Origin of the sequence: Sorangium sp. So ce385 (assembly GCF_051474135.1) — a bacterium.
Classification (GTDB): Bacteria; Myxococcota_A; Polyangia; order Polyangiales; family Polyangiaceae; genus Sorangium; species Sorangium cellulosum_D.
This window is the reverse complement of sequence record NZ_CP150337.1, coordinates 11,457,825-11,482,846: the sequence shown is the minus strand read 5'-3', so window position 1 is coordinate 11,482,846 and position 25,022 is coordinate 11,457,825. Positions and strand designations below refer to the sequence as shown.

18 protein-coding genes are annotated in these 25,022 nt (G+C 73.2%); 5 read left to right on the top strand and 13 right to left on the bottom strand.

The genetic code is table 11. The features are described from left to right. Positions 1-82: 82 nt before the first annotated feature. From ruvB to WME83_RS41915, 5 genes are all read right to left on the bottom strand, one after another. On the bottom strand, positions 83-1,105 hold the full coding sequence (gene ruvB, locus WME83_RS41935; protein WP_437315316.1) for a Holliday junction branch migration DNA helicase RuvB: 1,023 nt from the start codon (positions 1,103-1,105) through the stop codon (positions 83-85). A gap of 93 nt (positions 1,106-1,198) precedes the next feature. Then, entirely contained in the window at positions 1,199-3,118 is a 1,920-nt protein-coding gene (locus tag WME83_RS41930) for a sensor histidine kinase (RefSeq protein WP_437315315.1), read from the bottom strand. Continuing rightward, positions 3,115-4,677: a sensor histidine kinase gene (locus WME83_RS41925; RefSeq protein ID WP_437315314.1), complete on the bottom strand. Its 1,563-nt coding sequence runs from the start codon at positions 4,675-4,677 to the stop codon at positions 3,115-3,117. Before WME83_RS41925 ends, WME83_RS41930 begins: the two co-directional genes overlap by 4 nt. Before the next feature lie 80 nt (positions 4,678-4,757). Next, positions 4,758-5,333, bottom strand: coding sequence for a GNAT family N-acetyltransferase (locus tag WME83_RS41920; protein ID WP_020740276.1), 576 nt, complete (start codon positions 5,331-5,333; stop codon positions 4,758-4,760). A 4-nt stretch (positions 5,334-5,337) separates the two neighbouring features. Then, positions 5,338-8,067, bottom strand: coding sequence for a serine/threonine protein kinase (locus tag WME83_RS41915; RefSeq protein ID WP_437315313.1), 2,730 nt, complete (start codon positions 8,065-8,067; stop codon positions 5,338-5,340). 651 nt (positions 8,068-8,718) lie between these two features. Between WME83_RS41915 and WME83_RS41910 the strand changes: the two genes are divergently transcribed. The 3 genes from WME83_RS41910 (at position 8,719) to WME83_RS41900 (ending at position 12,040) form a co-directional block, all read left to right on the top strand. Beyond that, entirely contained in the window at positions 8,719-9,057 is a 339-nt protein-coding gene (locus tag WME83_RS41910) for a P-II family nitrogen regulator (RefSeq protein WP_020740275.1), read from the top strand. Between the two features lie 141 nt (positions 9,058-9,198). Continuing rightward, the gene (glnA, locus tag WME83_RS41905) at positions 9,199-10,611 is read left to right on the top strand and encodes a type I glutamate--ammonia ligase (RefSeq protein WP_437315312.1); all 1,413 of its coding nucleotides are present in this window, start codon (positions 9,199-9,201) and stop codon (positions 10,609-10,611) included. A gap of 349 nt (positions 10,612-10,960) precedes the next feature. Further along, entirely contained in the window at positions 10,961-12,040 is a 1,080-nt protein-coding gene (locus tag WME83_RS41900; RefSeq protein ID WP_437315311.1) for a serine/threonine-protein kinase, read from the top strand. 27 nt (positions 12,041-12,067) lie between these two features. On the opposite strand, the gene WME83_RS41895 is transcribed toward WME83_RS41900, so the two are convergent. Next, on the bottom strand, positions 12,068-13,828 hold the full coding sequence (locus WME83_RS41895; protein ID WP_437315310.1) for a permease: 1,761 nt from the start codon (positions 13,826-13,828) through the stop codon (positions 12,068-12,070). Positions 13,829-14,107: 279 nt separating this feature from the next. Next, positions 14,108-14,560: a Fur family transcriptional regulator gene (locus WME83_RS41890; protein ID WP_437315309.1), complete on the bottom strand. Its 453-nt coding sequence runs from the start codon at positions 14,558-14,560 to the stop codon at positions 14,108-14,110. 757 nt (positions 14,561-15,317) lie between these two features. Between WME83_RS41890 and WME83_RS41885 the strand changes: the two genes are divergently transcribed. Beyond that, positions 15,318-16,232: a zinc metalloprotease gene (locus WME83_RS41885; protein ID WP_437315308.1), complete on the top strand. Its 915-nt coding sequence runs from the start codon at positions 15,318-15,320 to the stop codon at positions 16,230-16,232. An 86-nt stretch (positions 16,233-16,318) separates the two neighbouring features. Here the strand turns inward: WME83_RS41885 and WME83_RS41880 are convergent, their stop codons facing one another. From WME83_RS41880 to WME83_RS41855, 6 genes are all read right to left on the bottom strand, one after another. Continuing rightward, on the bottom strand, positions 16,319-17,113 hold the full coding sequence (locus WME83_RS41880) for a hypothetical protein (RefSeq protein WP_437315307.1): 795 nt from the start codon (positions 17,111-17,113) through the stop codon (positions 16,319-16,321). Positions 17,114-17,472: 359 nt separating this feature from the next. Further along, a complete protein-coding gene (locus WME83_RS41875) occupies positions 17,473-18,309 on the bottom strand; it encodes a type II CAAX prenyl endopeptidase Rce1 family protein (protein ID WP_437315306.1) in 837 nt (278 codons plus the stop codon). Further along, positions 18,291-19,451: a peptidase MA family metallohydrolase gene (locus WME83_RS41870; protein WP_437315305.1), complete on the bottom strand. Its 1,161-nt coding sequence runs from the start codon at positions 19,449-19,451 to the stop codon at positions 18,291-18,293. The genes WME83_RS41875 and WME83_RS41870 overlap by 19 nt, the downstream gene beginning before the upstream one ends. Further along, positions 19,448-20,374: a hypothetical protein gene (locus WME83_RS41865; protein WP_437315304.1), complete on the bottom strand. Its 927-nt coding sequence runs from the start codon at positions 20,372-20,374 to the stop codon at positions 19,448-19,450. Before WME83_RS41865 ends, WME83_RS41870 begins: the two co-directional genes overlap by 4 nt. A gap of 58 nt (positions 20,375-20,432) precedes the next feature. Further along, positions 20,433-21,425, bottom strand: coding sequence for an NAD-dependent epimerase/dehydratase family protein (locus WME83_RS41860; RefSeq protein WP_437315303.1), 993 nt, complete (start codon positions 21,423-21,425; stop codon positions 20,433-20,435). A 28-nt stretch (positions 21,426-21,453) separates the two neighbouring features. Beyond that, positions 21,454-22,590, bottom strand: a complete 1,137-nt coding sequence (locus WME83_RS41855; protein ID WP_437322105.1) for a hypothetical protein — start codon at positions 22,588-22,590, stop codon at positions 21,454-21,456. A gap of 152 nt (positions 22,591-22,742) precedes the next feature. Here WME83_RS41855 and WME83_RS41850 point away from each other — a divergent pair, with 152 nt between their 5' ends. Continuing rightward, positions 22,743-24,986, top strand: coding sequence for a cyclic nucleotide-binding domain-containing protein (locus WME83_RS41850; protein ID WP_437315302.1), 2,244 nt, complete (start codon positions 22,743-22,745; stop codon positions 24,984-24,986). The last annotated feature ends 36 nt before the right edge of the window (positions 24,987-25,022 follow it).

Sequence of the window (25,022 nt, the reverse complement as noted above, 5' to 3'; positions counted from 1 at the left end):
CCGGATCACGGCGCAACGCTGGCGCGCTCACCGAACGTGGCGGGCGGCGCGGCGCATCGGGGCGCCGCGCGCGCGGCGTGCGTCAGGAGAAGAGATCCCCCTGCTTCGCCGCGGGAGCCGCGATGCCCAGGTGCTCGTACGCGCGGCGGGTCGCGATCCTGCCCCGGGGCGTGCGGCCGAGGAAACCCTGCTGCAGCAGGAACGGCTCGTATACGTCCTCGATGGTGTCGCGCGGCTCACTGAGCGCCGCGGCCAGGGTGTCGACGCCCACCGGGCCGCCGTCGTAGTGATCGATGATGACGCGCAGCAGCCTGCGGTCCATCTCGTCGAGGCCCGCCGGGTCGATCTCGAGCCGCTCCGCGGTCTTGCGCGCGATCGCCATGGTGATCGCGCCGTCGCCGAGCACCTCGGCGAAGTCGCGGACCCGGCGCAGGAGGCGGTTGGCGACGCGGGGGGTGCCGCGCGAACGCGCGGCGATCTCGCGCGCTCCCCCGGCGTCGATCGGCACGTCGAGCAGGCCGGCGCTGCGCTGCACGATGCGCTCGAGCTCCTCGACGGGGTAGAAATCGAGCCGGACGACGTGGCCGAACCGCGACAGCAGCGGCGCGGTGAGCAGCCCGGTGCGGGTCGTGGCGCCGACGAGCGTGAACGGCTTCAGCGCGAGCTGGATCGTCGTCGCGTACGGGCCGTCGCCGGTCATGATGTCGATCTTGAACGACTCGATCGCGGGGTAGAGGCTCTCCTCGACCGCCGGCGTGAGCCGGTGGATCTCGTCGATGAAGAGCACGTCGTTGCGCTCCAGCTTGGTGAGCAGCCCGGCCAGCGCGCCCTTGTGCTCGATCGCCGGCCCGCTCGTGACGTGGAGGGTGACGCCCATCTCGCGGGCGAGGATGTGGGCGAGCGTCGTCTTGCCGAGCCCGGGCGGGCCGCAGAAGAGCATGTGGTCCAGCGGCTCGTGCCGGCGGCGCGCGGCCTCGACGAAGACCTTCAGGTTCTCCGTGTGCTTGGCCTGGCCGACGTACTCGGCGAGCGAGGCAGGCCGGAAGAGGCGGTCGAAGCGATCGTCGTCGCCTGTCTCGGCAGGAGAGAGCGCCCGTTCAGGCATGCCCCGGGAGTACCGCGGGCAGAGGGCGAAGGGAAGCGATCCCGCGCGCGCGGAGAGGCGTGGGTCGCGCGCCGCCGGCGGCTGCGGGCGAGGTCAGCCGAGCGCGGGCACCGACGAGAGGCGAGGGCGGCGCGGCGGCGGGACGCGCGGCAGCCGCGCGCGGCAGAGCGGGCGGCCGTCCGGGGCGCCGTCCACCTCGAGCGAGCCGCCGTGGAGCTCGATCACCGAGCGCGCATGGCTGAGGCCGAGGGTCAGGCCGCGCCCGCGCGCCGTGGTCTGCCGGCTGAACAGCGCCTCCAGCTCGTCGGGCGGCACGTCGCGGCTGCCGTACTCGATGTCGATGCGGACCTCGCTGTTGAACTCGCCGGCCATCGTCGCGGTGAGGCGCACGAGGCGCGCGGACGGGTCGGCCGCGCCGGTCCTGAGCGCGTGCGCCACGATGACGGCGATCGCGCGCGTCGCGTACGCCTGATCGACCGGGATCAGCGGCAGCGTGTCGCCGACCTCCACGACGACCTCCCCGTCGGCGTCGCTCGCGAGCTCGCGCGCCTTGCGGATCGCGCCCGCGATGAGCGCGCCGACGGACGTGGGCTGAGGCTCGAGCGTGAGCTGGCCGGCCTCGACGCGCGCGGCGTCGAGGATCGACTCGATGAGTCCGAGGAGCTCGCGGCCGCGCGTCGAGATGAGCTCCAGGCTCTCGCGCTGGGCGGCGGTCAGGTCCTCCTGGCCCACGAGCTCGGCGAAGCCGAGGATCGCGTTCAGCGGGCTCTTGAGGTCGTGGCTCACGCTGGCGAACAGGAGGCCGCGCATGCGCTGCGCCGCCTCGCGGGCCTCGAGCGCGCGCTCCTGCGCCGCGGCGAAGACGCGGAAGCGCTCGGCGAGATCCTCGATGGCGTGACCGAGCCGGGCGACGACGGCGAACCGGGCGGGGCGGGCGATCTGCGTGGCGCCGCGGAGCACGCTGTCCGTGCCGAGCAGGCGCACCTGCTTCGTGGCGTGCACGAGATCGGCGGCGAGGACGCGGCCGAACAGGTTGCCGAGCACGCCGGCGACCAGCACCGCGAGCAGCGCGACGAGCGCGCCCCAGATCGCGGCGGAGGGCTCGAGGTCGGCCGAGAACCGGATGTTGGCGCAGCCGCCGTCGAGCGGCGTGATCACGGCGATCTGCCCGTCGGCCTCGCGGCCGAAGGAGGGCTCCGCGCTCACGCAGTCGTGCTGCACGCGCGCGAGGAACCCGTACTCCGCCGCGGCGGCCACGACGTCGTTGCGATCGGCCTCCGCGATGGCCCCGAGCGACGGATCGAGCGCCGTCCGCGCGATGAGCCCCGCGGTCGTGCGCCGGCTCCGCTCGATGAACGTCTGGAGGTGCGCGTTCGCGATCAGCACCGCCCCGACGCCGACGAGCAGCACCGGCGCGGCGACGGCGAGGAGCAGCTTGTAGGTGACCCGCCGGCGCGGCGTCTGGTAAAACTCGGCCGTCTCGAGCAAGGAGCCGATCGCCTCGACCGGGCTGATCTCGAAGAGGCTGAACGTCGTGGCGCGCGTCAACACGTAGTGCGGGATCGCGGACGCGCAGAGGATCGTGATCGCGAGGATGAGCAGGCTGACCGCCCGGCCGTCGTCGAGCTTCTCCGGCCTGATCCCCGGGATCATCGTGAGGCTCGAGATCGTCGAGCTCGCCAGCACGAAGCGCAGCGCCAAGGACGGCGGCAGCTCGGCGAACCGCTCGAGCTCCTCGTGATCGATGTCGCGCGAGCCGATCATGAGCGAGCGCAGCAGGTTCCGGTGCGTGCGCAGCCGGAGCAGCGTCAGCAGCGTGGTCGCGACGATCGCGGCGAGCGCGATCTTGGCGCCGACCGAGAGCACGCTCGCGGCGACGTCGTGCTCCAGGATGAGCAGCTTCGGCGCGAGCGCCGCGATCGCCCCGAACGCGGCGACGCCGACCAGCGCCTGGCGGACGAGCACGCGCCGCGCGAAGTGGATCGCGTCGTCCCTCGTGCGCTCTTCGTTCATGCGATCCTCCCTCCTGGCCGGCCGCTGCCCGGCTCGCTCACGGGCGTCGCGGCCGCGTCCGGCGCGGGCGGCTGGACCGGCGCGGGCTGGGGGGGCGGGGCGACCCAGAGCGGCAGGGTGATCGTGAAGGTCGAGCCCCGCCCGAGCTCGCTCTCCAGCTGGATCGTCCCGCCGTGCATCATCACGAGGCGCCGCGCGATCGAGAGCCCGAGCCCCGTCCCGGCGCGGCGAGAGCGCACGTCGCCGGTCTGCCGGTACTCCTCGAAGACCGCCGTCGTCTCCTCCGGCGGGATGCCGGGGCCGGTGTCCTGGACCGCGATGGTCGCGTAGCGGCCGCGCGCCGCGATGTGGACCGCCACCGAGCCGCGCGCCGTGAACTTGACGGCGTTCGAGACGAGGTTCGTCAGGATCTGCCGCACCCTCCTCGGATCGGCGTGCGCGAGGAGGCCGTGGTCCCCGGTGACGCGCAGCTGGATGGGCTTGTCGCGCGCGGCGGCGGACGCCTCTCGCATCACCTGATCGACGAGGACGCGGAGGTTGACGGCGCGGCGGGAGAGCTGGAGCTTGCCCGTCTCGAGCGCCGACAGATCGAGGATGTCGTCGATGAGCGTGCGCAGGTGCTCGCCGCTCTGCCGGATGACGGACAGCGCCTCGCGCGCGTCCTGGCTGAGCGGCCCGTCGACCTCGCTCTCGAGCACGTGCGCGAACCCGAGGATGGCGTTGAGCGGCGTGCGCAGCTCGTGGCTGAGCCCCGCGAGGAACGCCGAGCGCTCGCGGTCCATCGCGGACGCCTGCTGGAGATCCGCCCGGTAGGAGCGCTCCGCCGCGGCGAAGCGGGTGATCAGCAGGTTGAAGGCCGCCGTCAGGAGGCCCACCTGGTCGAGCGACCGGATCGGCACCGGCTCAGTCTGGATGAGGTCGGTGCTCGACGCGCTCTGGCCGTGGCCGCGCGCCATCGCGGTGATGCGCTCGCGCAGGTAGTCGACGTCGTCGCGCGCCGCCTTGGTGAACGAGAGCGCGACCGCGACCGCCACGCCGAGCAGCAGCGTCGTGAGCGCCGCGACCGCGTTGCCGAGGGCGAGCGAGTCGGGCGGCGGGGTCGGCGCCGAGACGAAGGTGAGCACCGAGAGGTGAGACAGCGGCGGGCGGAGCGGGCGCGCCGCGAACCGGACGCGGCCGAGCGAGGTCGTCTCCTCGCCCTTGCCCCGCGTGAGCATCTGGAAGATGTCGGCCTTGGCCGGCGCGCCGAAGCTCTCGTTCACCAGCACGTGGCCGTTCTGCTCGACGAGCAGGATCTCCGACCCGGTCCGCCGCGCCGCCTGCCCGAGGAGCTCGGTCCGCTCCGCGTCGGCGGTCCCATGGAGCCGCGCCGCGAGCGTCGCGGCCAGCACCTCCGCGCGCAGGCTCGCGGCCTGATCGCTCATCCTGGCGAGCTGGCGGATGCCGATCAGCGCGATCGCCACCGCGGTGGCGATCCCCACGACGATCACGATCGCGGGCGCGAGCGGCACGAGCGGCATCGTGCCGCGAGGCCAGCGGATGAGGCGACGGCGAGCCACGGCGAGGGCAGGATGCTAGCGCGCTTCGGGCGGCGTACGGGCCGCCTCAGGCGCCCGGAGCGCGAGTGGGCTTACCCGCCTCACCTGGGGTCGGTCGCCAGGAGCGCGAAGACGGAGTGGTCGAGCCAGCGGCCGTCGCACCACTCGGCCTGCCGGGCGATGCCCTCGAAGCGAAAGCCGAGCCGCCCGATGACCGCGAGGGAGGCGTGGTTGTCCGTGGCGGCCGCGACCCGCACCCGGTGCGCGCCCATGTGGCCGAACGCGAACCCGAGCGCGGCCTTCGCGGCCTCGGTCATCAGGCCGCGCCCGGTCGCTTCCTTGCGCAGCCAGTACCCGAGCTCGCAGGAGCGGTGCAGGTGCACGCACGACTCGAGCCCGACCACCCCGGCGAGCGTGCGGTGCGCGCGCTCGCGGATGACGAAGCGCAGCGCCCTGCCGTGATCCCAGTCGGCGGCGCACGCCTCGGCGAAGCGCACGCTCGCGGCCGGATCCGTGTGGAACTGCACCCAGGGCAGCCAGCGCTGGAGCGTCGCGCGCGAGCCGCTGACCGCGAGCCAGAGCTCCGGTCCGTCGGACGGGTCGATCGGCACGAGGAGCAGCCGCTCGGTCTCGATGGGGCGGGCGCGGACCTCGCTTCGAGGTGGGAGGATGAGCATGGGGTCACCGGCACTGGATGCGAGCGGCGTAGGGCTCGAGATGACCCGCCTCGTAGTCGAGCCAGGCGACATACCACTCTCCGGGCTTCGCGCCGGGGCTGATCGATGGCGCCGGCTGATCGCCGCTGACGCGGGCGAACTTCGTGGGCGCGCCGATGCCGTCGCGGTTGATCGATGCGGTCAGCATGCGGCCCTGCTCGAACCAGACGAGCTGGGCCTGACCGCTCGGCGCGATCGCGACCGATGGGCGCGCGCCGGTCTTCGAGAACCTCTTGCGCCAGAGCGGCTGCCCCTTGGCCGGATCGATGTACGCGGCCGACGCGCCCCCGATCGGCGCCTCGCCGTGCCACACGACGAAGCAGCCGGCCGCGCCGCACGCGAGCGAGGGGCTGTCGCTGCGGGCCCGATCGCTGTTCACGAGCGACAGCTCGCCGAGCGCGCGATCGGCGCGCTTGCCGGGCGCGGCCGGCGGGAGCCCCTTGTCGGCGCTCGCGAGCGGCAGGCGCATGTACTGGATGACCCGCATCGGATCGCGATCGAAGCGGAAGGCGAGGTGCATCACGTCGCTCGTCACCGCGATCGAGGGCAGGCGGACGCGCGGCTTCGAGGGGCCCGTCGGCGTCACGTCCGTGAGCCGGATGATCTCGCCGACCGGTTCGAGGTTCGGCGAGAGGCGGCGCATGAAGAGGTCCTCGGAGGAGGCGTTGTCCCCGTCGTCCGACCACGCGATCACGAAGCCCTCGGAGGCGTGCGCGAGCGAGGGCCAGGAGTTCCCTCCGCGAGGGAAGCGGGCGACCATCATCGCGGGGCCGTCGATCCGGCCGCTGGCGTCGAGCCAGCGCACGTACACGCCGGCCTCCGGCCCCTTGCCGTCCCAGTACGTGAGCACCAGCCGATCGCCGGCGGTCGTCAGCTCGGGGCGGCCGATGGCGCGGCCCTCGGGCGTCACGTCGAGCGCGGGGGACGACGGGCGCATCGCGCTGTCGAGCGCCGCCGTGTACGCGTGCTCGGTGCCCTCGTGCGAGTCCGTCCAGGTGATCACCGCGCCGCGCGGCCCGAGCGAGATCGAGGGCCGGCTGGCGCCTATGGCGCGGCCGCCCTCGCGCACGAGATCGTGCGTGCGCGGACGGGCGAGCCCGGTGAGCTGGCAGGGCGCCTTGCCGCTCGCGTCCTTCAGGGCGACCTGCACGTGCTCGATCAAGGTCCGAGGCACGGGGTGGTTGCCCTTCTCCTGAGCGTCCCTCAGCAGCCGGAGCGCGGCCTTGAGATCGCCGGCGGCGATCGACTCCTGCGCCTGCGCGACGAGCGGCGGCCACTGCAGGCCCGGCGGCTCGGCCTGGGCGTCGGCGCGCGCCGGCACGGCGGCCGCCGACGCGGAGGACGAAGGCGCGCTGACGACCGGCGGCGGCGCGGCGCTCGACGAGACGGGCGGCAGCGCCGTCGGCTTGAGGAACTGGCGGTAGCCCGCGTACGCGGCGCCCGCGGCGAGCACGAGCACGCCGAAGACGACGAGCGCGCGACCGGCGCCGCCGCGCCTCGGCGGCGAGCGCTGCGCGAGCGGATCGGACACCGAGGCCTCGCCCGAGCCCCCGGAGAACGTGATCTGCTGCCCCGCGCCCTGGCTCACGCGCCCGGCCGGCGTGCCGCCCGGTGAGCTCGAGAAGTCCAGCCCGGCGAACGGATCCAGCCCGCGCTCCGCCGGGCCCGAGGGGACGGTGCGCCGCGCTTCGTTGGGGGTCACACGGACGACCCCCGGCGGATCGAACGTCACGTCCGCCGGCGGGTCGCCGCCGGTCGGCAGGACCCCCGCCTGCGACGGCTCCGCGCCGCGCGGGGGCGTCGGCTGCGCGACGCCGAGCGCGATCGAGAGCTCGTCGGCGAACTCCTTCGCGGTCTGGAAGCGGCGATCGATCGAGCGGTCGAGCGCCTTCTCGAACCACACGGTGAAGCTCGGCGGCAGATCCGGGCGGAGCGCCGAGGGCTGCGGCAGCGGCGCGTTCGCGATCTGCGCGAACGTCATCGCGACGCCCTGCTCGGTCTGCCAGACGGTGCGGCCGGTGAGGCACTCGTAGGTGATGCAGCCGAGCGCCCAGAGGTCGGCGCGATGGTCGACCGCCCCCTGCCCGCGCACCTGCTCCGGGCTCATGTACGCCGGCGTTCCGAAGACCGCGCCCTCGCGGGTGAGGCGCGCCTGCGCGTCGCCGCCGTCGACGGGCGCGTAGAACTTCGCGAGCCCGAAATCGAGGATCTTCGCGCAGAGCCGGCCCTCCTCGTCCTTCGTGAGGAAGATGTTCTCCGGCTTGAGGTCGCGGTGGACGATCGATGCGGCGTGCGCCTTGGTGAGCCCTCGACACACCTGGGACACCACCGCGACGGTGGTCTCCGGATCGAGGTACCTGACCACGGTCATGCGCTCGTAGAGCGACTCGCCTTCCAGGAGCTCGAGCACGAGGAAGGGCCGCCCGTCGTCGAGCTTGCCGGAGTCGTAGACGTCGCAGATGAACGGGCTGCGGATCGACGCGGCGGCTCGGGCCTCGCGGAGGAAGCGCTCGACCACAACGGCGGAGGTCGTCAGCTCCTGTGCGAGCACCTTGATCGCGACGCGCTTGCCGATGTCGATGTGCTCGGCCTCGTACACGGCAGCCATGCCACCGCGCCCGATCTCGCGTGTGATGCGGTATTTTCCGGCGAGGACCGTGCCTACCGGGATCTTCGCTTTGTTCGGCAAAGCCATCAGGCAGGGCTGTCCCGCGACTGGATTCGCCAGCGCAGACTATTCGAGCCGCGTCGCAAGAACAAGGCGAGCGCGGGGGGGCCCGTCCGGGAGGGGGGGAGCCACCCCTCGGGGGCGCCGTGGAGGCGGGCTCTGCCATCGCCGGACCGGGGCCGGGAGTCCACGCCGGCCAGGGCAAGGAGGAGGCGGATCCCCCCCGGGCGCCTGGGGAGCGGGCGCGCTCCCCGTCCCGGGCCCCCCTCCCGGGCTCCCCAGGGGGCGGGTCCCGGGAGCGCTGAAAAAAGTAAGCGGGCTTTGATTTTCGGAGGCCGGAACCACTTTTCTCACGCACGCGCGGTGCGCGAAACATTCCGGAAACATGAGCTTGGGTACACCAGCCTGGACCTCGGGTCGCTGCGCCAGCGCCCGGGGTGAAGGGTCGCCGATCCAGCTCTGCTGGATGGGCCCCTGAGTCGTTGACAAGCGTCGGGGCAATGCTCGGCAGGCCGGGCGGACCCCGTCACGGATCGGAGGCCGGGCGGCGCCCGGCACATCGACGGGAGGCCGCCGGCGGAGGCGTCCCCCCTTTACCGGCTCTGCTCCGGCGGGGCTTTTCGGGTGAGCGCCCGGGATTTTACCCTGGCGGGCGCCCGGTCACCACAGGCGTGCGCAATGAAAAAGGTCGAGGCGATCATCAAGCCGTTCAAGCTCGACGAGGTCAAGGACGCCCTCGCCGAGGTCGGGATTCAGGGCATGACGGTGACCGAGGTAAAGGGCTTCGGTCGGACCGGCGGCAAGAAGGAGGTCTATCGAGGGTCGGCGTATGTCGTCGACTTCGTCCCGAAGGTGAAGGTCGACATCGTCGTGCCGGACAGCATGGTCGGCGACGTGATCGACGCCATCGAGAAGAGCGCCAAGACGGGTCGGATCGGCGACGGCAAGATCTTCGTCGTCCCCGTCGAGGAGGCCGTGCGGATCCGCACGGGCGAGCGCGGCGAGGACGCCATCTAGGCGAGCCGCGGGCAGAGCGTCACAGGGCATTCGCGGCGGGTCGCAGGCTCGACAACCCAGGCAGCCAACAGCGAGCACGAGCCCGCGCGCCGTAGAATCACATCCAGCGAGAGCAGCGAGTCAGCGAGGAAAGAGAAGATCATGAAGGCCAAAGATGTCGTCGCGTTTGCGAAGGAAAACGACGTAAAATTTGTCGATCTCAAGTTCATCGATCTGCCCGGCATCTGGCAGCACACGACCGTCCCGGTGTCCCGTCTGAACGAGGACATCTTCGAGGAGGGGATCGGCTTCGACGGCTCGTCGGTGCGCGGCTGGCAGCCGATCAACGCGAGCGACATGCTGATGACGCCCGATCCGACGACGGCGAAGCTCGACCCCTTCCACGCCCAGAAGACGCTCAGCCTGATCTGCAAGATCAGCGACCCCGTCACCGGCCAGCCCTACGGCCGCGACCCCCGTTACATCGCCCAGAAGGCGGAGAACCACCTCCGCCAGAGCGGCATCGCTGACACGACCTACTTCGGGCCCGAGGCCGAGTTCTTCGTCTTCGACTCGATCCGCTACGAGAGCTCGCCGCGCGGCGCCTTCTACGAGATCGACAGCGACGAGGCGGTCTGGAACACCGGCAAGGCCGGCCTGAACCTCGGCCACAAGATCCGGTCGAAGGAGGGCTACTTCCCCGTTCCGCCGACCGACACGCTCGGGGATCTGCGCGCGGACATGATGTCCACGCTGATCGAGACCGGCATCGCGGTCGAGGTCGGCCACCACGAGGTGGCGTCGGCCGGGCAGTGCGAGATCGGCATCAAGTTCTCGACGCTGACCGCGATGGCCGACAACCTCATGTGGTTCAAGTACGTCATCAAGAACGTCGGCCGTAAGCACGGCAAGTCGGTGACGTTCATGCCGAAGCCGCTCTTCGGCGACAACGGCAGCGGCATGCACTGCCACCAGTCGCTCTGGAAGGAGGGCAAGCCGCTCTTCGCCGGCGACGGCTATGCCGGGCTGTCCGACACGGGCCTCTGGTACATCGGCGGCATCCTGAAGCACGCGAAGTCGATCGCCGCGCTCACCAACCCGACGACGAACAGCTACCGCCGGCTCGTCCCGGGCTACGAGGCGCCCGTGAACCTCGCGTACTCGAGCCGCAACCGCTCGGCGTCGATCCGCATCCCGCTGCCGCCCGGCAACAGCCCGAAGGGCCGCCGCATCGAGGTCCGCTTCCCGGACGCGAGCTGCAATCCGTACCTCGCCTTCGCGGCCATGATGATGGCCGGCCTCGACGGCATCCAGAACCGGATCGACCCGGGCGACCCGCTCGACAAGGACATCTACGCGCTCTCGCCCGAGGAGCTCAAGGAAGTGCCGCACATGCCGGGCTCGCTCGACGAGGCGCTCAGCTCCCTCGAGCGCGACCACGAGTTCCTCCTCCGCGGCGACGTCTTCACCCGCGACATCATCAAGACCTGGATCGACTACAAGCGCGAGCGCGAGGTCGACGCGATCCGGCTCCGCCCGGTCCCGCACGAGTTCTTCCTCTACTACGACGTCTGATCCCCCGCCCGAGGGGCAGCGCAGGGTCCGGCGCACGGGAAACCCCGCCGTGACCCTCGCTGCCCGCGCTCTTCATCGCTCGCCGCCCCGTTCGTCGAGCGCCGGTGACGCCGAGGAGAGGCGCCGCGGCGCCTCGACATCCAGCACGTTTCCGTCCGTCGCTGCGGCCCCTCGGGGCGCGACGCCGGCTGCCGCCTCCGCGCCTCGCGAACTTTTGCTTCCTGCTGGACCGAGCGGCCCGCGGTACCGCTCGTCCATGCGCCGGGTTATCCTCGGACCCGTCTCTGATGTGGGTCGGGGGTAGGCATCCCCCTCCCCAGAGCTTCCCCGGAGACACCTCGGCGCAGCAGTGAACCCCGGCGATCTCATCCAGTCTCGCTACCGGCTCGTGAAGCTCCTGGGCCGAGGCGCCAGCGGGTCGGTGTGGGCCGCGAAGAACGAGCTCATCGATCGCGACGTGGCGCTCAAGGTGATGCGCCCCGAGGTGGCCGACGACGCCGTCGCGCTCCAGCGCTTCTTCAACGAGGCGAAGGCGAGCGGGCGCGTGCGGAGCCCCAGCATCGTCGAGATCCTCGACCTCGGTCAGGCCGAGGACGGCTCGCCGTTCCTCGTGTTCGAGCTGCTCGTCGGCGAGGGGCTCGACGAGTGGCTGCGCCGCGAGCACACGATCGAGCCCGAGACGCTCGTCGAGATCTTCATCGGCCTCGCGCGGGCGCTCGACATGGCGCACCAGCAGGGGATCATCCACCGCGATCTCAAGCCCGCGAACATCTACGTGCACAGGAATCACCTGGGCGAGCTCGTGGGGAAGATCCTCGACTTCGGGATCAGCAAGGTGCTGGAGAGAGAGCACAACTTCGCGCTGACCCACACGGGCTGCGTCGTCGGCTCGCCGGCCTACATGTCGCCGGAGCAGGCCGCGGGGCGCGAGGACCTCGACGGCCGCGCCGACATCTGGTCGCTGGGCGTCGTCATGTACGAGGCGCTGACCGGGACGCTCCCGCACCAGGCGCCGAACTACAACGCGCTCATGGTCCGCATCCTGAGCAAGGACTGCGATCCGATCGCCTCGCGCAGGCCTGGGCTCCCGCCGCGCCTCAGCCGCATCGTCGACGCCTGCCTCCGGCGCGAGCGCGACGATCGGATCGCCTCGGCGGGCGCGCTCGCGAAGGAGCTCGAGGCCGTGCTCCGCGAGCTGCGCGCCGCGCGCTTCCGAGGGCGGCGGGGGCGGCGCGCCTCGGACGTCGTGCTGGGCGACACCCTCGCGCCGGAGAGCGGCGCGATGCGCGGCGGCGGCGCCGTCGGGACGCTGGGGCGGCTCGTGCAGCACGGCAGGCGGCTTCCGCCGGCCATGCTCGTCGCGGCGGGGCTCGGCGTCGTGTTCTGGGCGATGGTGCTCGTGCTCCTCGGCAGGTACTGGACCCGCTGAGCGGCGCCCCTCGGCCGCGGCCCGACGTCAGATGCGCGGCGCGCTGGCGCTCGCGGCGGGCGCGTGCGCGCGGCGGTCGTCCAGCGCGCCGTGCGCCTCGCAGCGATGCGCGTGCGCGCCGTGCGCGTGCGGCTCCGCCGGCCCGGGCGCAGCGCCGTCGCCGAGCATGCCGCCGAACCACGCGCGAGGCCCGAGCCGCGCGAAGCTCGAGAGCAGGAGCGCGCCGAGCGCCGCCGCGCAGAGCCACGCGACGGGGCCTTGCTCGCGGGCCGCGAGGCCGTGGAGCTCGGGGACCGAGGCGGCGGGGACGAGCGCGTTCGCGGCGAGGCCGATCGCGACGGCGAGGGCGACGCTGGCGAGCGCGAAGGCGGCGGCGGCGCGCGCGCCGAGCGACCGCTTCAGCGCGGCGAGCGCCGCGGCGCTGGTCGAGGGCCCCACCACGAGGAGCGCGAGCGCCGCGCCCACCGAGAGCCCCTTGTGGACCATCACCGCGGCGAGCGGCGTCGCGCCCAGCGCGCACACGTAGACGGGCGCCGCGATGAGGGCGCTCACCACGACGCCGGCCGGCGCGCCGAGCGCGCGCGCGGCGGCCGGGTCGAGCGTCGCCTCGACGACGACGGCGAGCACGAGGCCGACGAGGTACCACGCGGCCACGCGGTCGAGCGCCGGACCGGCGGCCTCGGCGGCGGCGGCGCGGAGCCGCGCGCCCAGCGACGCGGCGGCGCCCGCGACGGCGGGGGGCGCGCTGCTGCGCGGCGCCGCGCCGGGAGCGCCGGCCGCCCTGGCGACGAGGAGCGCGAGCAGCGCGGCGAGGAGGGCGCTGCCCGCGACGCGCGCCGCGGTGAGCGGCAGGCCGAGCAGCCGCAGCGACATCGGCGCGCCGCCCACGTCGAGCGCCGGCGCGAGCGCGGCGAGGGAGACCATCGCGGCGACCGGAGCGCCGCCGCGCGGCCGTCCGGTCGCGCGACGCGGGAGGAGCGCGCTCAGGAGCCCCGCCGCGGCGAGCCCCGCGAGCATCGCGGGCGCCGTCGCGACGAACAGCGAGCCCAGCGACGCGGCGATCGACGGCCCGGGCCCGTGCGCGTGGCCGAAGGAGCTCTCCTCGCCGGGGAGCGCGAGCGCGACGCAGAGCCCCGAGACGAAGGCGAGGGCGCTCGCGGATCGCGCCGTCTGGCTCCGGGGCGGCGCCTCGTGCGTGTGGACGACGAGCCGCAGGAGGACGCCGAGGCCGAGCGCGATGAACACCTCGAGCGACGCGTGCGGGAGGCCGTCCATGAGGCGCTGCCCGAGGAGGGCGCCGAGCAGCGTCAGCAACCCGAGGAGGCCGAGGCGCAGGGCGAGCTGCCGCCACCCCCAGGCGGGCAGGAAGCGCGCCGCGAGGGAAAGCCCCTCGGGGAGGCGATGCACGAGCACGGCGCTCGCGATGAGCAGCCCGTCTGCGCCGCCGTCGGCCGCGGCCGCGGCCAGCGCGAGCCCCGCGCCGTCGAGCAGCGCGTGGACGGCGAGCGCCGAGAACGCGATCTCCCGGCCCAGGATCTCGCCGGTGTCGCGCCGCCGGTGCTCCGTGAGCGAGAGCGCGACGTACCCGAGCGCCGTCCAGAGGACCGCCTGCGGCCCGATCTCCTCGACCGCGTGCGGGAGGTGGCGCGCGAGGACCAGGGTGGGGACGAGCCCGAGCGTAAGCCCGTCGAGCGCCGACGTCGGCAGCGCCCTGCGCCGGCCGAGCGCCACGAGGAGCGGCCCGGTGGCGAGGCCGACGATCGACAGGGCGACGACGAGCGCGAGCATGGGCGCTTTGCGCTATGCCCGAGCCACGGAACCCAATCAACATCAAATTGATGTTGCAATCGAGCTGCGAAGAGCCGCCGCGTCCCCCTCGAGGCGGCGCGTCTTCGCGCTCCTCGGGCTCGCCACGCGGCGCCGGCAGGCCTGAGCTCAGGGCTGCCGCGCGGCTCCGCTGGCTCCGGCTCGGACCTGCGCGCGGCTCGGAGCGACCCGCGCCTCGGACCGCCGTGCGGCTCGGAGCGGCCGCGGCTCAGGGCTGCCGCGCGAGCCCGCGCGCCCGGCTCAGGGCTGCACGCACCGGTCGCAGCGACCCTTGATCTGGATCTGGAGACCCTTGCGGCGCAGCGCGCGGGGCGCGCCGCGCGCCGCCTTGATCTCGATGCTCTCGTCGGGGAGGCAGAGCACATCTCCGCACGTGTCGCACATGAAGTGCGGGTGCTCGTCCTTCGCGTGCTCACCGTTGCCTTCCCGCAGCTCGAACCGCCACAGGTGGTCGCCCATGTCGGTGCGGCGCACGAGCCCCGCATTCGTGAGATCGATCAGGTTCCGGTAGATGGTGGCGCGATCCCACCCCTTGGGAGCGAGCTCGGCCGCGAGCTCGGCGTGGCTCACGGGCGTCCGCGAGCGGCCCAGGCTCTGCAGCACGGCGATGCGCGGCGAGGTGGCTCGTAGGCCGGTCGCCCGGATCTGCTCGCGGAGCTGATCCGCGGACTGACCTGCTTTTGTGCGCGCCATGCGAGACATCTACCGTCGCCAGGGCAGTACTGCAATCGGGATGCACGGAGCTCACCGGACGCGCGCCCCGGGCCGGCAGCGGGGGCGAGTGAGATCGCCCGACCGCCGCGCGGCTCGCCCGCCGCGCCCGGGCTCGGCGAGGCGGCAGCCGAGGGGCCACCAGGCCGGCGAGCGCGTCCCCCCCGCCGCGGCAGCGGACACGCGTGCGCCGCGCAGCCCGGAGCGAGCCCGCGCAGCGAACGCGGCCGTGGGCCCGAGGTCGAGAAGATGGCAGATGGCGAGTTGGACAACCTCGTGGGGCCTCGATTCGAGCGTGGCTCAAACTGCACAGGCCAGGCGGATGGGCCGCGGCGCGGTGTTCCTCAGAAGGCTTTTCGAAACCTGGGTGAGCTCCCCGAGCCTGCTGCTGAATACGCAGAGGACATGGAACAGGCGGAACCGCTATCGTCCCGGTCGTCGCGTCTGGTCTCGATTCGAGGGCCGCATCTGGGAGAGCGCCGATCTCGCCGCGTGCTCCATAATGGAGCGATCGCTCCATGTTGGAGCAGCGGAGGTGTCGCGCCGCGCGCGTCGTTGCGCCGCGTCATCGCGCGCTCGAGGGACCTGCTGGCGTTCGGCGAGATGACGCAAGATGACCAAGACGTGGAATCTCACCTTGTCGTCGTGCGTGAAATCAACCCTTTTGGAATTGAACTGATTGTCATCGCGGATATATATTCCTGCTTCCTTTGCGGGGCCTGAACCAAGGAGAATGTCCATGCGAGCTCGGACGCGTGCGGAGGTACTTGCCTTAGTCTTGATCGCTGCCTTGAGTGCCGCCGCGTGCAACGGCGAACCCACGGCTCCGGCGGAGCAGGGAGCGCCGGCCGTCGTCGACGCCGAGCCCGAGCAGGTGGAGGCCGCGCCGGCTCCCCTCCGGCGCAGCTGCGCGACCGTCGAGCTGAGCGAGGCTGAGAGGGATGCGGTCGATCAGTTCGTTCGCAGCCGGGTGGCGGCCGGGTTCACCGCGGAAACGGACGTCGAGATCCCCGTGCACTTCCACGTCATCAACAAGGGCGCGGGCATCTCGAACGGCGACGTGCCCCAGTCCGCGATCGACGCCCAGATCGCGGTGCTCAACGACGCTTACGCGACCACGCGCTTCAGCTTCGTTCTGGCCTCGGTCGACCGGACCACGAAGGCGGAATGGTACACCATGTCGCTTGGCTCCACGGCCGAACGGCAAGCCAAGAGTACGCTCCGCAAGGGTGGTCCCGACCACCTCAACCTCTACACGGCCAGGCCGGGCGGCGGTCTACTCGGCTGGGCGACGTTCCCCTCGGACTACGCGGCGAATCCGAGCGCCGACGGCGTCGTCGTGCTCGACGCCTCGTTGCCCGGCGGCACCGCGAAGCCGTACAACGAGGGAGATACGGCCACGCATGAGGTCGGTCACTGGCTCGGCCTTTACCACACCTTCCAGGGCGGCTGCAACAAGACCAATGACAGGGTCGACGACACGGCGGCTGAGCGCAGCGCCACGTATGGCTGCCCGATGGGCCAGGACACCTGCAGGGGCAGTGGGGTCGACCCGATCACGAACTTCATGGATTATACCGACGATGCGTGCATGAACTCGTTCACTGCGGGTCAGGCTGCTCGCATGTCGGCGCTCTGGGACTCGTATCGTTGAAGAGGGGATGATGTGGGAGCACAGCCGGCGAGCGGCGGAGAAGTCCGCTGCTCGCCGGCCGGCGAGGCGCGATCGTCAGAGGACGATCACGCCGACTTGACCTGCGCCCGGCCCTCGAAGCGCTGGCTCTCGGGGAGGACGCGGGGCGCGGGCTTGGCCTGGGGCGCGCTATCACCGTCGTCGCCCTGCGCGATGCGCTGCTGGCGACGGGTGCCGGCCTGGACGCCGAAGTAGACGCCGAGGAACGTCACGAGACCCCAGCCGAGCAGGCCGGCGGCGATGAGGCCGGTCTGGCGCGAGGCGTCGCTCCCGAGCTGGCTCATCTCCTCCATCGGCGCCGACAGCTTGCTCACCTCCTTCATCGGCTCGCGCAGCGTCGCGACCTGCTCCATCGGCTGCCTCAGCCCGGCGACGTCGCGCATCGGGGCGTTCAGGGCGGCGACGTCGCGCATCGGGGCGTTCAGGGCGGCGACGTCCTCGAGCGGGGCGCGGATGCCCGCGAGGCTCTCGTTCATCGCCGCGATCGTCGCCTTCATCTCGCTCAGCCGGTCCATCGACTGCTCGAGGCTCGCGGTCTCCCGCAGGCTCTGCTGCATCGCGTCCATCGAGCCCTTGAGCTCGGCCAGCCGCTCCATCGCCTCCTGCATCTCGGCGACCTTCTCCATCGGCTGGCGCAGCTCGGCCAGCCGATCGAGGCTCTGCTGCGAGTCCCGCAGCGTCCGATTCGAATCCTCGATCGTCGATCGCGTGCGCCTCATCTCCTCGGTGGTCGCCTGGATGGAGCGCGTGTTCGTGTCGACCATCGTCGCCATGCCGCAGCCCGTCGACGCGAGAACGAGCAGCGTCACCGGCGCAATCTGACGGATTCCCTTCCAATGCATGTCCGATCGTTGATGCCTCGAAGGCGTTGCGTCAACGTGCATTTGACGCGGTGCGCTGGAATATGACATAGCCGTGTCCGGGGGGTGAGGCGCTGTGGGATGGTGCGCAGGGCGCTTCACGGGTTTCGCGGCGCGCGGCGCGTCCTCGCACGCTGCTGTGAACTGTCGGTGTCGGTTCGGCGGACGTTGGCGCGCCGCGCGCCGGAAGCGGGATGAGGGAGAGCTCGAGCGCGCGGCCGCGATGCGCGCAGCGCCGCCCCCAGCGCCGCTGTCCGGAGCTTCAACGCGGGCGAGGGGCATCTCATGCCGGCGCGGCGAGCGTCAGGGAGAGCCCGGCGGCGGCCGCGGGGCGGGGGTGCTCACGGCGCCGGGCGGGGAGGGCGGGGCGCGCCGGCGCGGAGGACGAGCGCGGCCAGGACGGCGAGCGCGGCCGCGGCGAGCCAGGCAGGCCGGCCGAAGGCCCGCGTCCCCGCGGCGAGGGCGCCGTCGACCCAGGTGACGTCGAGCAGGGAGCCGCGCAGGCCCGCGCCCGCGAGCGCGGTGAAGCTCGCGCGGGCGGCGATCGGCGCGAGCACGCCGCGGCCGCGCAGGAAGAGCGCCGCGGCGAGCGCGCCGAGCGCCGCGGCGAGGGCGAAGCTCGACGCGGTCGCGCCCGGCGCGAGCCCGAGGGCGGCGCCGTGCGCGAGGGCGGAGAAGGCGATCGCGTGGCGGGTCGAGACGCCGGCGCGCGCCGCGGTGGCGAACGGAATGCCGGTGAGCAGGAGCTCGTCGCGCACGGCGAGGGCGATCGCGCGCGCCACGGCGAAGCCGAAGCTCGCCGAGGGCGCGCCAGCGTCGACGGTCGCCCAGCCGAGGAGCGCGGAGACGCCGAGCGTCAGCAGCACGGCGAGGGCGCCCAGCGCCGCGCCGAGCCCGACGCGGCGGGCGAGGCGCGCGCGGCGGCCCGGGCCCTCCGGCTCCAGCGGGTCGATCCACTGCACGCCCGCCCGCGACGCGACGAGGTCCGCGACGACGGCGCCGGCGAGCGCCGCGGCGAGCGGGCTGGACGACAGGAGCGCGGAGACGATCTGCAAGGCGGCGGCGAGGCCGACGAGCCAGGCCGCGCCGAGCGCGAGCTCGACCAGGCGGCGCTGCGGCTGGGCGCGGCCGGGCCGGGGGCGGCCTTGCTCCGCGGCGTTCAGTGGAGCGTGTGCCACTGGCCGTTGTGCTCCACCTTCGGGACGTCCGCGTCGCCGTCCCCGTCGCTGCGATGCCGGGCGCCCAGGGTGGCCACGAGCTGGGCCGTGGACGGGCGCGAGGACCGGTGGCGCATCTCCACCGCCTCGCGCGCCGCGCGGAGCCGCCGGCGCGGCGCCGGCGGCGGCAGCGATCTCCGGGCGCGGAGCCGCTGCACGGCCAGCTTGCCCGCCACGACCAGCGCGATCAGCAGCAGCGAGCCGGCCAGCACCGGGACGAAGCCGTAGCGGCGCGCGACGTCGGCGCGCCACGCGAGCTCGAGCTCGCGGCCGGTGGAGGCGTACGCGGTCTCGAGCGCGGCCGCGAGCGGGGCGCCGGCGCGCACCTCCTCCAGGGCGCGCGTGAAGCGCTGCCGGCGCTCGAGATCGACGAGGTAGCGGACGACGTCGGCCGCCTGCGCGAGCGCCAGGGAGCCGGCCGCGCCCTCGGCGCCCGAGAGGCTCGCCTCGAGCTCGTCGAGCGGGAGGAGGCGGCCCCGGAGCGCGGCGAGGGAGAGCCGCTGCGCGCGGCGGGCGACGCCGTCGCCGGCGACGTGGGCGGCGAACCCCTCGTGGAACCAGCGCGGGAGCGGGGCGCCGCCCGTCGCCTCGTCGAGGGCCAGGTGCGCGAGCGCGTGGCGGAAGGCGCTCTCGAGATCGGGCGCGTCGACGCCGAGCCGCGGGGCGTCGCTCAGCACGGCGAGCCGCAGCGCGCCGAAGGAGACGGCGGTCGCCGGGCCCGCGACGCCGCCGGGGACGAGCCGGTCGAGCTCGGCAGGGGAGGCGGCGATCCGGACCTTCACCGGAGCGACGAGCACCTCGCGGCCGAGCAGGGCGCCGAGCTCGGCGCGGACGGCGTCGGCTCGGGAGAACAAGGGGCGGACGCGGTCGCGGGTGGACGGGTGGTAGGCGAGCTCGATCCAGCCGAGATCCTGGGTGAGGTACTCCGGCGGGGGCGGCGGGACGGAGGGAGCGGCCGCGCCGCTCTCCGCCGCGGCGGGCGCGTCGTAGACGCGGGGCGCGGCGCCGGCGGTGCGCGAGGGCGCGGCGACGAGCGCGAGGCACAGGAGCGCGGTGAGCCGCAGCCCCACCGCCGCCGAGCTGCGCCGGCCGGAGCGCGTCATGGAGCGATCCGACCCCGGAGGTGCACGGTCTCGCCGTCGCTATCACCCGTCTGGGCGAGCACGAGCACCACGATCCCGGTCGCGACCACGCCCGCGAGCGGACCCCAGAACCAGGGAGAGCTCCACATCGAGCGCTGCGCCGGCGCGCCCTGGCCGCCCGCCGGCGCCTTGGATGCGGTCAGGTCGACGCCGGCGCGAGGGCCCACGGGGCCGCGCTGCGGCGCTGCGTGGGCGGACGTGGGCGGCGCGGCGGCGCGATCGGCCGCGCCTGCCGCGCGCTCGTCGCCGGCGAGCAGCGCGCGGACGGCCGCGCCCGCGCCGGGCCAGTCGAACGTCGCCCCGGCGGGGGCGGCCGCGCCGCCCGCGGCGCGCTGGACCGTCGCGCCGAGCTCGAGCGGCGCGTAGCTCGCGCCCGCGACCCGGAGCACGCGGGCCACGGGGTGGCCCTGCGCCGTGGTCACCGCCACGACGAGCGCCGCGCCCGCGCCCGCGCCGAGCGACGCGAGCAGGCTGCGCGCGACCGGCTCGGACTCGGCGCGGCCGGCGGAGCGGCGCACCTCGGCGAGCTCCTTCACGGCGGCCGGCGCGTCGGGCCGCGGCGGATCGCCGGTGAGCACCTGCGCGGCCGCCTCGTCGATGGGCGGGCGCAGCGCGGGGTCGCGGTAGAGCGCGCGCGCGAGCGCCCGAGCGGCCTCGGCGCTCGCATCGTCCACCGCCACGACGACGGCGCCGCGCAGGGCCGACCGGGGCGCGGCGGCGCTCGGCGCGGCGCCCGAGGGGGCCTCCGCTGCCGCGGCGCCGTTGTCGCGCGGCGCCTGCGGCGCGGCGGCCCCTCCATGCGGATCCTCGGCCAGCGCCGGCGCGGCCGCCAGGCCGAGCGCCATCGCGACGAGGCCCGGGGCAGCCGGCGGACAGCGGGACATGCGTTTACCGTACGGAGGCCGCGGGCGAGCGTCAAACGGCGCGCGGCGCGGCGTCACGTCACAGCCAGCCGTGCTCGCGGTACCAGGCGACCGCCCGGCGCGTCCCCTCCGCCCATCCCACCTCGGGCTCCCAGCCGAGCTCGCGGCGGGCGTCGCCCGAGTCGCAGACCCAGTGCGACGCGGCGAGCTCGTTCAGCTTGTCGCGCGTCAGCATCACGGGCTTGCCGGTGAGGCGGCCGAGCCCCTCGCTCGCGAGCGCGGCGCCCCGCACGAGCGGGAAGGGCACGCCGAAGCGGACGAGCGCCCGCGCGCCGAGCGCCGCCTCAACGTGCGCCAGCATGTCGCGCCACACGTACACGCTGCCGTCGTCGATGAAGTAGGCCCGGCCGCTCGGCACGTCGGCCTCGAGCGCGCGGATGCACGCGGCGGCCGCGTCCGAGGCGTAGATGACGCTGAGCGTGTTCCTGCCGTCGCCGAGCATCGGGAGGAAGCGGCGCGCGACGCTCTGGAAGAACGCGAACGACTCCTGATCGCGCGGGCCGTAGATCATCGGGGGGCGCAGGACGACGACGGGCAGCGCGCCCTTCTCGGCCAGGACCAGCCGCTCGGCCTCGAGCTTCGAGCGCCCGTAGCGCGTCACCGGGGACGGGCGGGCGTCGGCGGCGACCGGGCGCCCGTCGAGGCTCGGGCCGATGGCGGCGAGGCTCGAGACGAACACGAACCGCTTCATGGACGGCGCGGCCTTCGCGGCGTCGAGCATGTTCCGCGTGCCGCCGACGTTCACCCGGAAGAACTCCGCCTCGTCGCGCGCCTTGACCAGCCCGGCCGAGTGCACGATCGCGTCGACGCCCGGCGCGTCCAGGACCGCGCGGCGGACGCTCTCCGCGTCCTCGATGGCGCCGTACGCGAGCTCGACGCCGCGCAGCGACGACAGGAACTTCGTGCTCGACGAGCGCCGCACGAGGGCCACCACGCCGTGGCCCTTCTGCACGAGCTGCTCGGCGACGTGCGAGCCGAGGAACCCGCTCGCGCCCGTGACCAGCACCCTCATCGATCCGCTCCTCCCGCGCCCCTGTCGATCACAGCGCCCGCTCGTAGACCCGGTACTTCTTGTAGATCCGGCCGCCCATCAGCCGGATACCCGCGTTGATGGCGGCGTTGTCCTCCAGCGTCCACCCGAGCTCCCCGCCCGTCATGCCGAGCAGGTGCGCCGCGCGGTTCATCTCGACGTAGAGGAAGGCGCTGAGCCCGGCGTAGCGCCGCACGTGGCGCCACTTCTTGCGGATGCCGAGCACGACGAGGCGCCCGCTCTTCGGGCCGCGCACGCGCAGCCGCCACAGCAGCTTGAAGATCCCGGTCGGGAGGAGCTTGCCGTGGAAGTCCTTGATCAGGTCGTTGAGGTCGGGCAGCCCGAGCGACACGGCGGCCGGCTCGCCGTCGATGAACGTGAGCCTCGTGAGCTCGGGCAGCAGGATGAGCCGCACGTCCTCCGCCCACTTGACGAGCTCCTTCTCGGTCATCGGGACGAAGCCCCAGTTGTCGCTCCAGGCGTCGTTGAAGACGTCCATGAGGATGCGGATGTCGCGGAGCAGGTTCTTCGGATCGCCGCAGCGCGTGTGCACCTCCGGCATCTCCAGGATCTCGGCGTGGGCCTTCTGCGCCCGGGCGGGGATGTCGCCGACCTCGTAGCGCCACGCGTAGAGGTCCTTCACCTTCTCGAGCCCCGCGCCCTCGGTGAGCCGGCCCTGGTGCGGCCGGTGGTAGGACATCATCAGCACCGGCGGGTGCTCGAAGCCCTCGATGAGGCAGCCGATCTCCTCGTTGATCGAGAGCGAGTAGGGCCCCCGCATGCGCTTCATCCCGCGCGCGCGCAGCCAGCCGGCGGCCTCGGCGAGCAGCGCCTGCGCCGTCTCGGCGTCGTCGATGGTATCGAAGAAGCCGAACATGCCCGTCTCGTCGCGGTGGACCCGGAGGTGCTCGTGGTCGACCTGCGCGGTGATCCGCCCCGCCGGCCGGCCGTCCTTGTACGCCACCCAGGCCGTGCCCTCGGCGTGCTCGAAGAACGGGTTCTTCTTCTTGTCGAGCCGATCGGAGATGTCCAAGTCGAGCGGCCGGATATAGTTGGGCTCACCCTCGTAGACCGTGTCGACCACGTTGAGGAAGTCCTTGAGGACCTTCTTGTCGCCCTTCCGAAGCTCGCGGATCTCGATGGCCATAGGGCGCAAGCCCGTACCTTCCGGGGCGCGGCGCCGCAAGGGGATCGCGCGGGCGCGGGCCGGCGCTGATCGCAGCGCGCGGCGCGCCCGGAGCCGGTAAGCTCTCGCGGAGGGCGGCTGTCCGGCCCCCCGGCAACTCAGGTGGACCCAGCATGATGACCCCGAAAGAGTTCCAGAGGCAGTTCAAGCGGCTGCTGATGAGCCGCGTTGAAGGCATGGATTGGGAGGACAAGCTGGCCCGGGTCCGCCAGTACCTGCGGCAGCTCGAGGCGCGCCAGAGCCCGGAGGAAGAGTCGGCCGAGCTCTCGCCGTCGCTGGAGTTCATCCCGTTCGAGCCGGGCAAGCGGCCGGTCGACGAGGCGCTCTACCCGGGGCACGGGTGCAGCGAGCGCGTCGGCTGCATCAACACCTCGGGCGACCCGTCGGAGCTCGGCGACGAGGTGTGGCTGCTCTACCGGCTGCGCGACCTCTACGCGTTCGTCGCGCCCTTCGAGCGATCGTTCGAGGTGACCATGTCGGCGTGGTTCCTCCCGGCGAGCCCCGGCGACGGCGAGCCGTGCCCGGTGCCCGGCATCATCGACCTGCCGCTCAGCCCACAGATGGTCTCGACGTCGTCCTACCCGGTCCCGATGCTCGAGCCCGCGCCGTGGAACTCGTTCCACCAGACGGTCTACGTCGCCACCATCGCCCCCGCGCGGCAGCTCGTGCCGCACCCCCCGGGCGAGGACACCGGCGGCGGCTATCACTGGGTCGACCTGCCCGAGTCGTTCCGGCGGCGCATCACCGACGGCGCCGATCCGTTCACCTTGGCGAGCCTGTTCCGGCAGCAGCTCCGGGTCGAGATCAAGCTCAGCGAGGCCGGCAGGACGGTCTCCGCCGAGTCGACGGACATCGAGATCTTCGACACCGGCCGGTTCGGCTCGCTCTACGCGCGCCTGCTCGACCGGCTCGTCAAGGCGGACACGGAGATCCAGCAGCGGGCGCTCGGGATCGACGAGCTCCACGTCGGCTATCACCCGTGGTTCCCCGTGCTCACCATCGGCATGGACAAGGCCCTCCTGTACCTCCGGGCCATCCATCAGGACCTCGAGCAGCACCGGCGCAACCTCCCGGACCCCCGGTGGCTCCTCCGGGTGGGGCTCTACCTCGAGCTGCTCACGTGCCTCGGCATCTTCGAGGCGGTGAAGGAGCAGTACCCGGACATGCTGTCGCCGGGGGAGCGCGAGGCCTTCGAGCGCGGCGAGGCGTTCGCGCCCATCCGCGCCGCGGTCGACGTCGGGGCCTGGAAGCAGGTCTGGGAGCTGCGGCACATCGCGCCGCGCGCCGCCGGCTTCTTCGCGGCGGGCCCGGTGAGCCTGACGAACCTGATGCGCAAGCAGAAGGCCACGCTCGCCTTCCTGCACGCCCACCACGCCGACCTGCAGAAGGCGATCGAGCTCGCCGGCCCCAACCTGTGGAACGCGCAGGAGACGTGGCACCGGGTGTTCCGCGACGCGGAGCGGGCGGTGCTCAAGAACAGCGTGCTCGCGTTCCCGGAGCTCGCGCACCTCGACCCGCGGTGGCGCGACTTCGCGCTCTGGCACCAGCGCGGCGACATGCGGCTGTTCGGGCTCAGCCTCATGCCCGAGGCGCTGACCGCGCTCTTCGGCGATCAGGACGGCATCTTCCCCGCCGCGTGCAGGCAGTACCGCAAGTCGATGAACGACGTGGCCCGCTGGGCCGCCGAGCGGAACCTCATGGATTACACGGGCGACGAGTGCATCCCGCGGAACGCGAGCCTGCTCGAGGCGTACATGGAGAAGAACCCGTCGCTGCTCGCCGCGCTGCAGCGGCGCGACGGCTACGGGGCCGCGGCGTCGATCGAGCTCGACGAGCCGAGCAAGGCGCCGCGGGAGGCGAGCGCCGAGGACATCATGACGCTGCTCCGGAGGACGCCGGTCTTCAAGCCGCTGCTCGATCGCGAGCTCCGCAAGCTCGCCACGAAGGTGCGCCGGATCGAGTACGGCCCGCTCGACCGGATCGTGCTGCAGGGGCAGCGGGACTCGTCGATGTTCGTGGTCGCGTCCGGCGCGGTCGAGGTCCTGGTGCGGCACCCGGACGGGCAGGACTCGACGGTGGCGGCGCTCGAGAAGGGCGCCGTCTTCGGCGAGTTCGCGCTGCTCACGGGCGAGGAGCGCACCGCGACGGTGCGCGCCGTCGACGAGGTGGTGCTCTACCAGATCACGAAGGAGGCGCTGCAGCCGATCATCGAGGCGCGCCCGCAGCTCGTGATCGAGCTCAGCCTGCTCATGGCCTCGCGCCAGGCCCACCTGCGCGACGCGGCCGAGCGCTACATCGAGGCCGAGGAGAAGGTGCGGAGCCTCGCCGGGCGCATCCGGCGGTTCGTCCTCGGCTGAGCGCGGGGCCGCGCGCGCCCCGGCCGGGCGAGCGGC

Coding starts and splice junctions, on each gene's coding strand:
- WME83_RS41910 (WP_020740275.1), top strand. CDS start 8,719: ATGAAAAAGGTCGAGGCGATCATCAAGCCGTTCAAGCTCGACGAGGTC.
- WME83_RS41885 (WP_437315308.1), top strand. CDS start 15,318: ATGCGAGCTCGGACGCGTGCGGAGGTACTTGCCTTAGTCTTGATCGCT.
- WME83_RS41855 (WP_437322105.1), bottom strand. CDS start 22,590: ATGGCCATCGAGATCCGCGAGCTTCGGAAGGGCGACAAGAAGGTCCTC.
- WME83_RS41860 (WP_437315303.1), bottom strand. CDS start 21,425: ATGAGGGTGCTGGTCACGGGCGCGAGCGGGTTCCTCGGCTCGCACGTC.
- WME83_RS41880 (WP_437315307.1), bottom strand. CDS start 17,113: ATGCATTGGAAGGGAATCCGTCAGATTGCGCCGGTGACGCTGCTCGTT.
- WME83_RS41895 (WP_437315310.1), bottom strand. CDS start 13,828: ATGCTCGCGCTCGTCGTCGCCCTGTCGATCGTCGGCCTCGCCACCGGG.
- ruvB (WP_437315316.1), bottom strand. CDS start 1,105: ATGCCTGAACGGGCGCTCTCTCCTGCCGAGACAGGCGACGACGATCGC.
- WME83_RS41865 (WP_437315304.1), bottom strand. CDS start 20,374: ATGTCCCGCTGTCCGCCGGCTGCCCCGGGCCTCGTCGCGATGGCGCTC.
- WME83_RS41890 (WP_437315309.1), bottom strand. CDS start 14,560: ATGGCGCGCACAAAAGCAGGTCAGTCCGCGGATCAGCTCCGCGAGCAG.
- WME83_RS41915 (WP_437315313.1), bottom strand. CDS start 8,067: ATGGCTTTGCCGAACAAAGCGAAGATCCCGGTAGGCACGGTCCTCGCC.
- WME83_RS41870 (WP_437315305.1), bottom strand. CDS start 19,451: ATGACGCGCTCCGGCCGGCGCAGCTCGGCGGCGGTGGGGCTGCGGCTC.
- glnA (WP_437315312.1), top strand. CDS start 9,199: ATGAAGGCCAAAGATGTCGTCGCGTTTGCGAAGGAAAACGACGTAAAA.
- WME83_RS41920 (WP_020740276.1), bottom strand. CDS start 5,333: ATGCTCATCCTCCCACCTCGAAGCGAGGTCCGCGCCCGCCCCATCGAG.
- WME83_RS41930 (WP_437315315.1), bottom strand. CDS start 3,118: ATGAACGAAGAGCGCACGAGGGACGACGCGATCCACTTCGCGCGGCGC.
- WME83_RS41850 (WP_437315302.1), top strand. CDS start 22,743: ATGATGACCCCGAAAGAGTTCCAGAGGCAGTTCAAGCGGCTGCTGATG.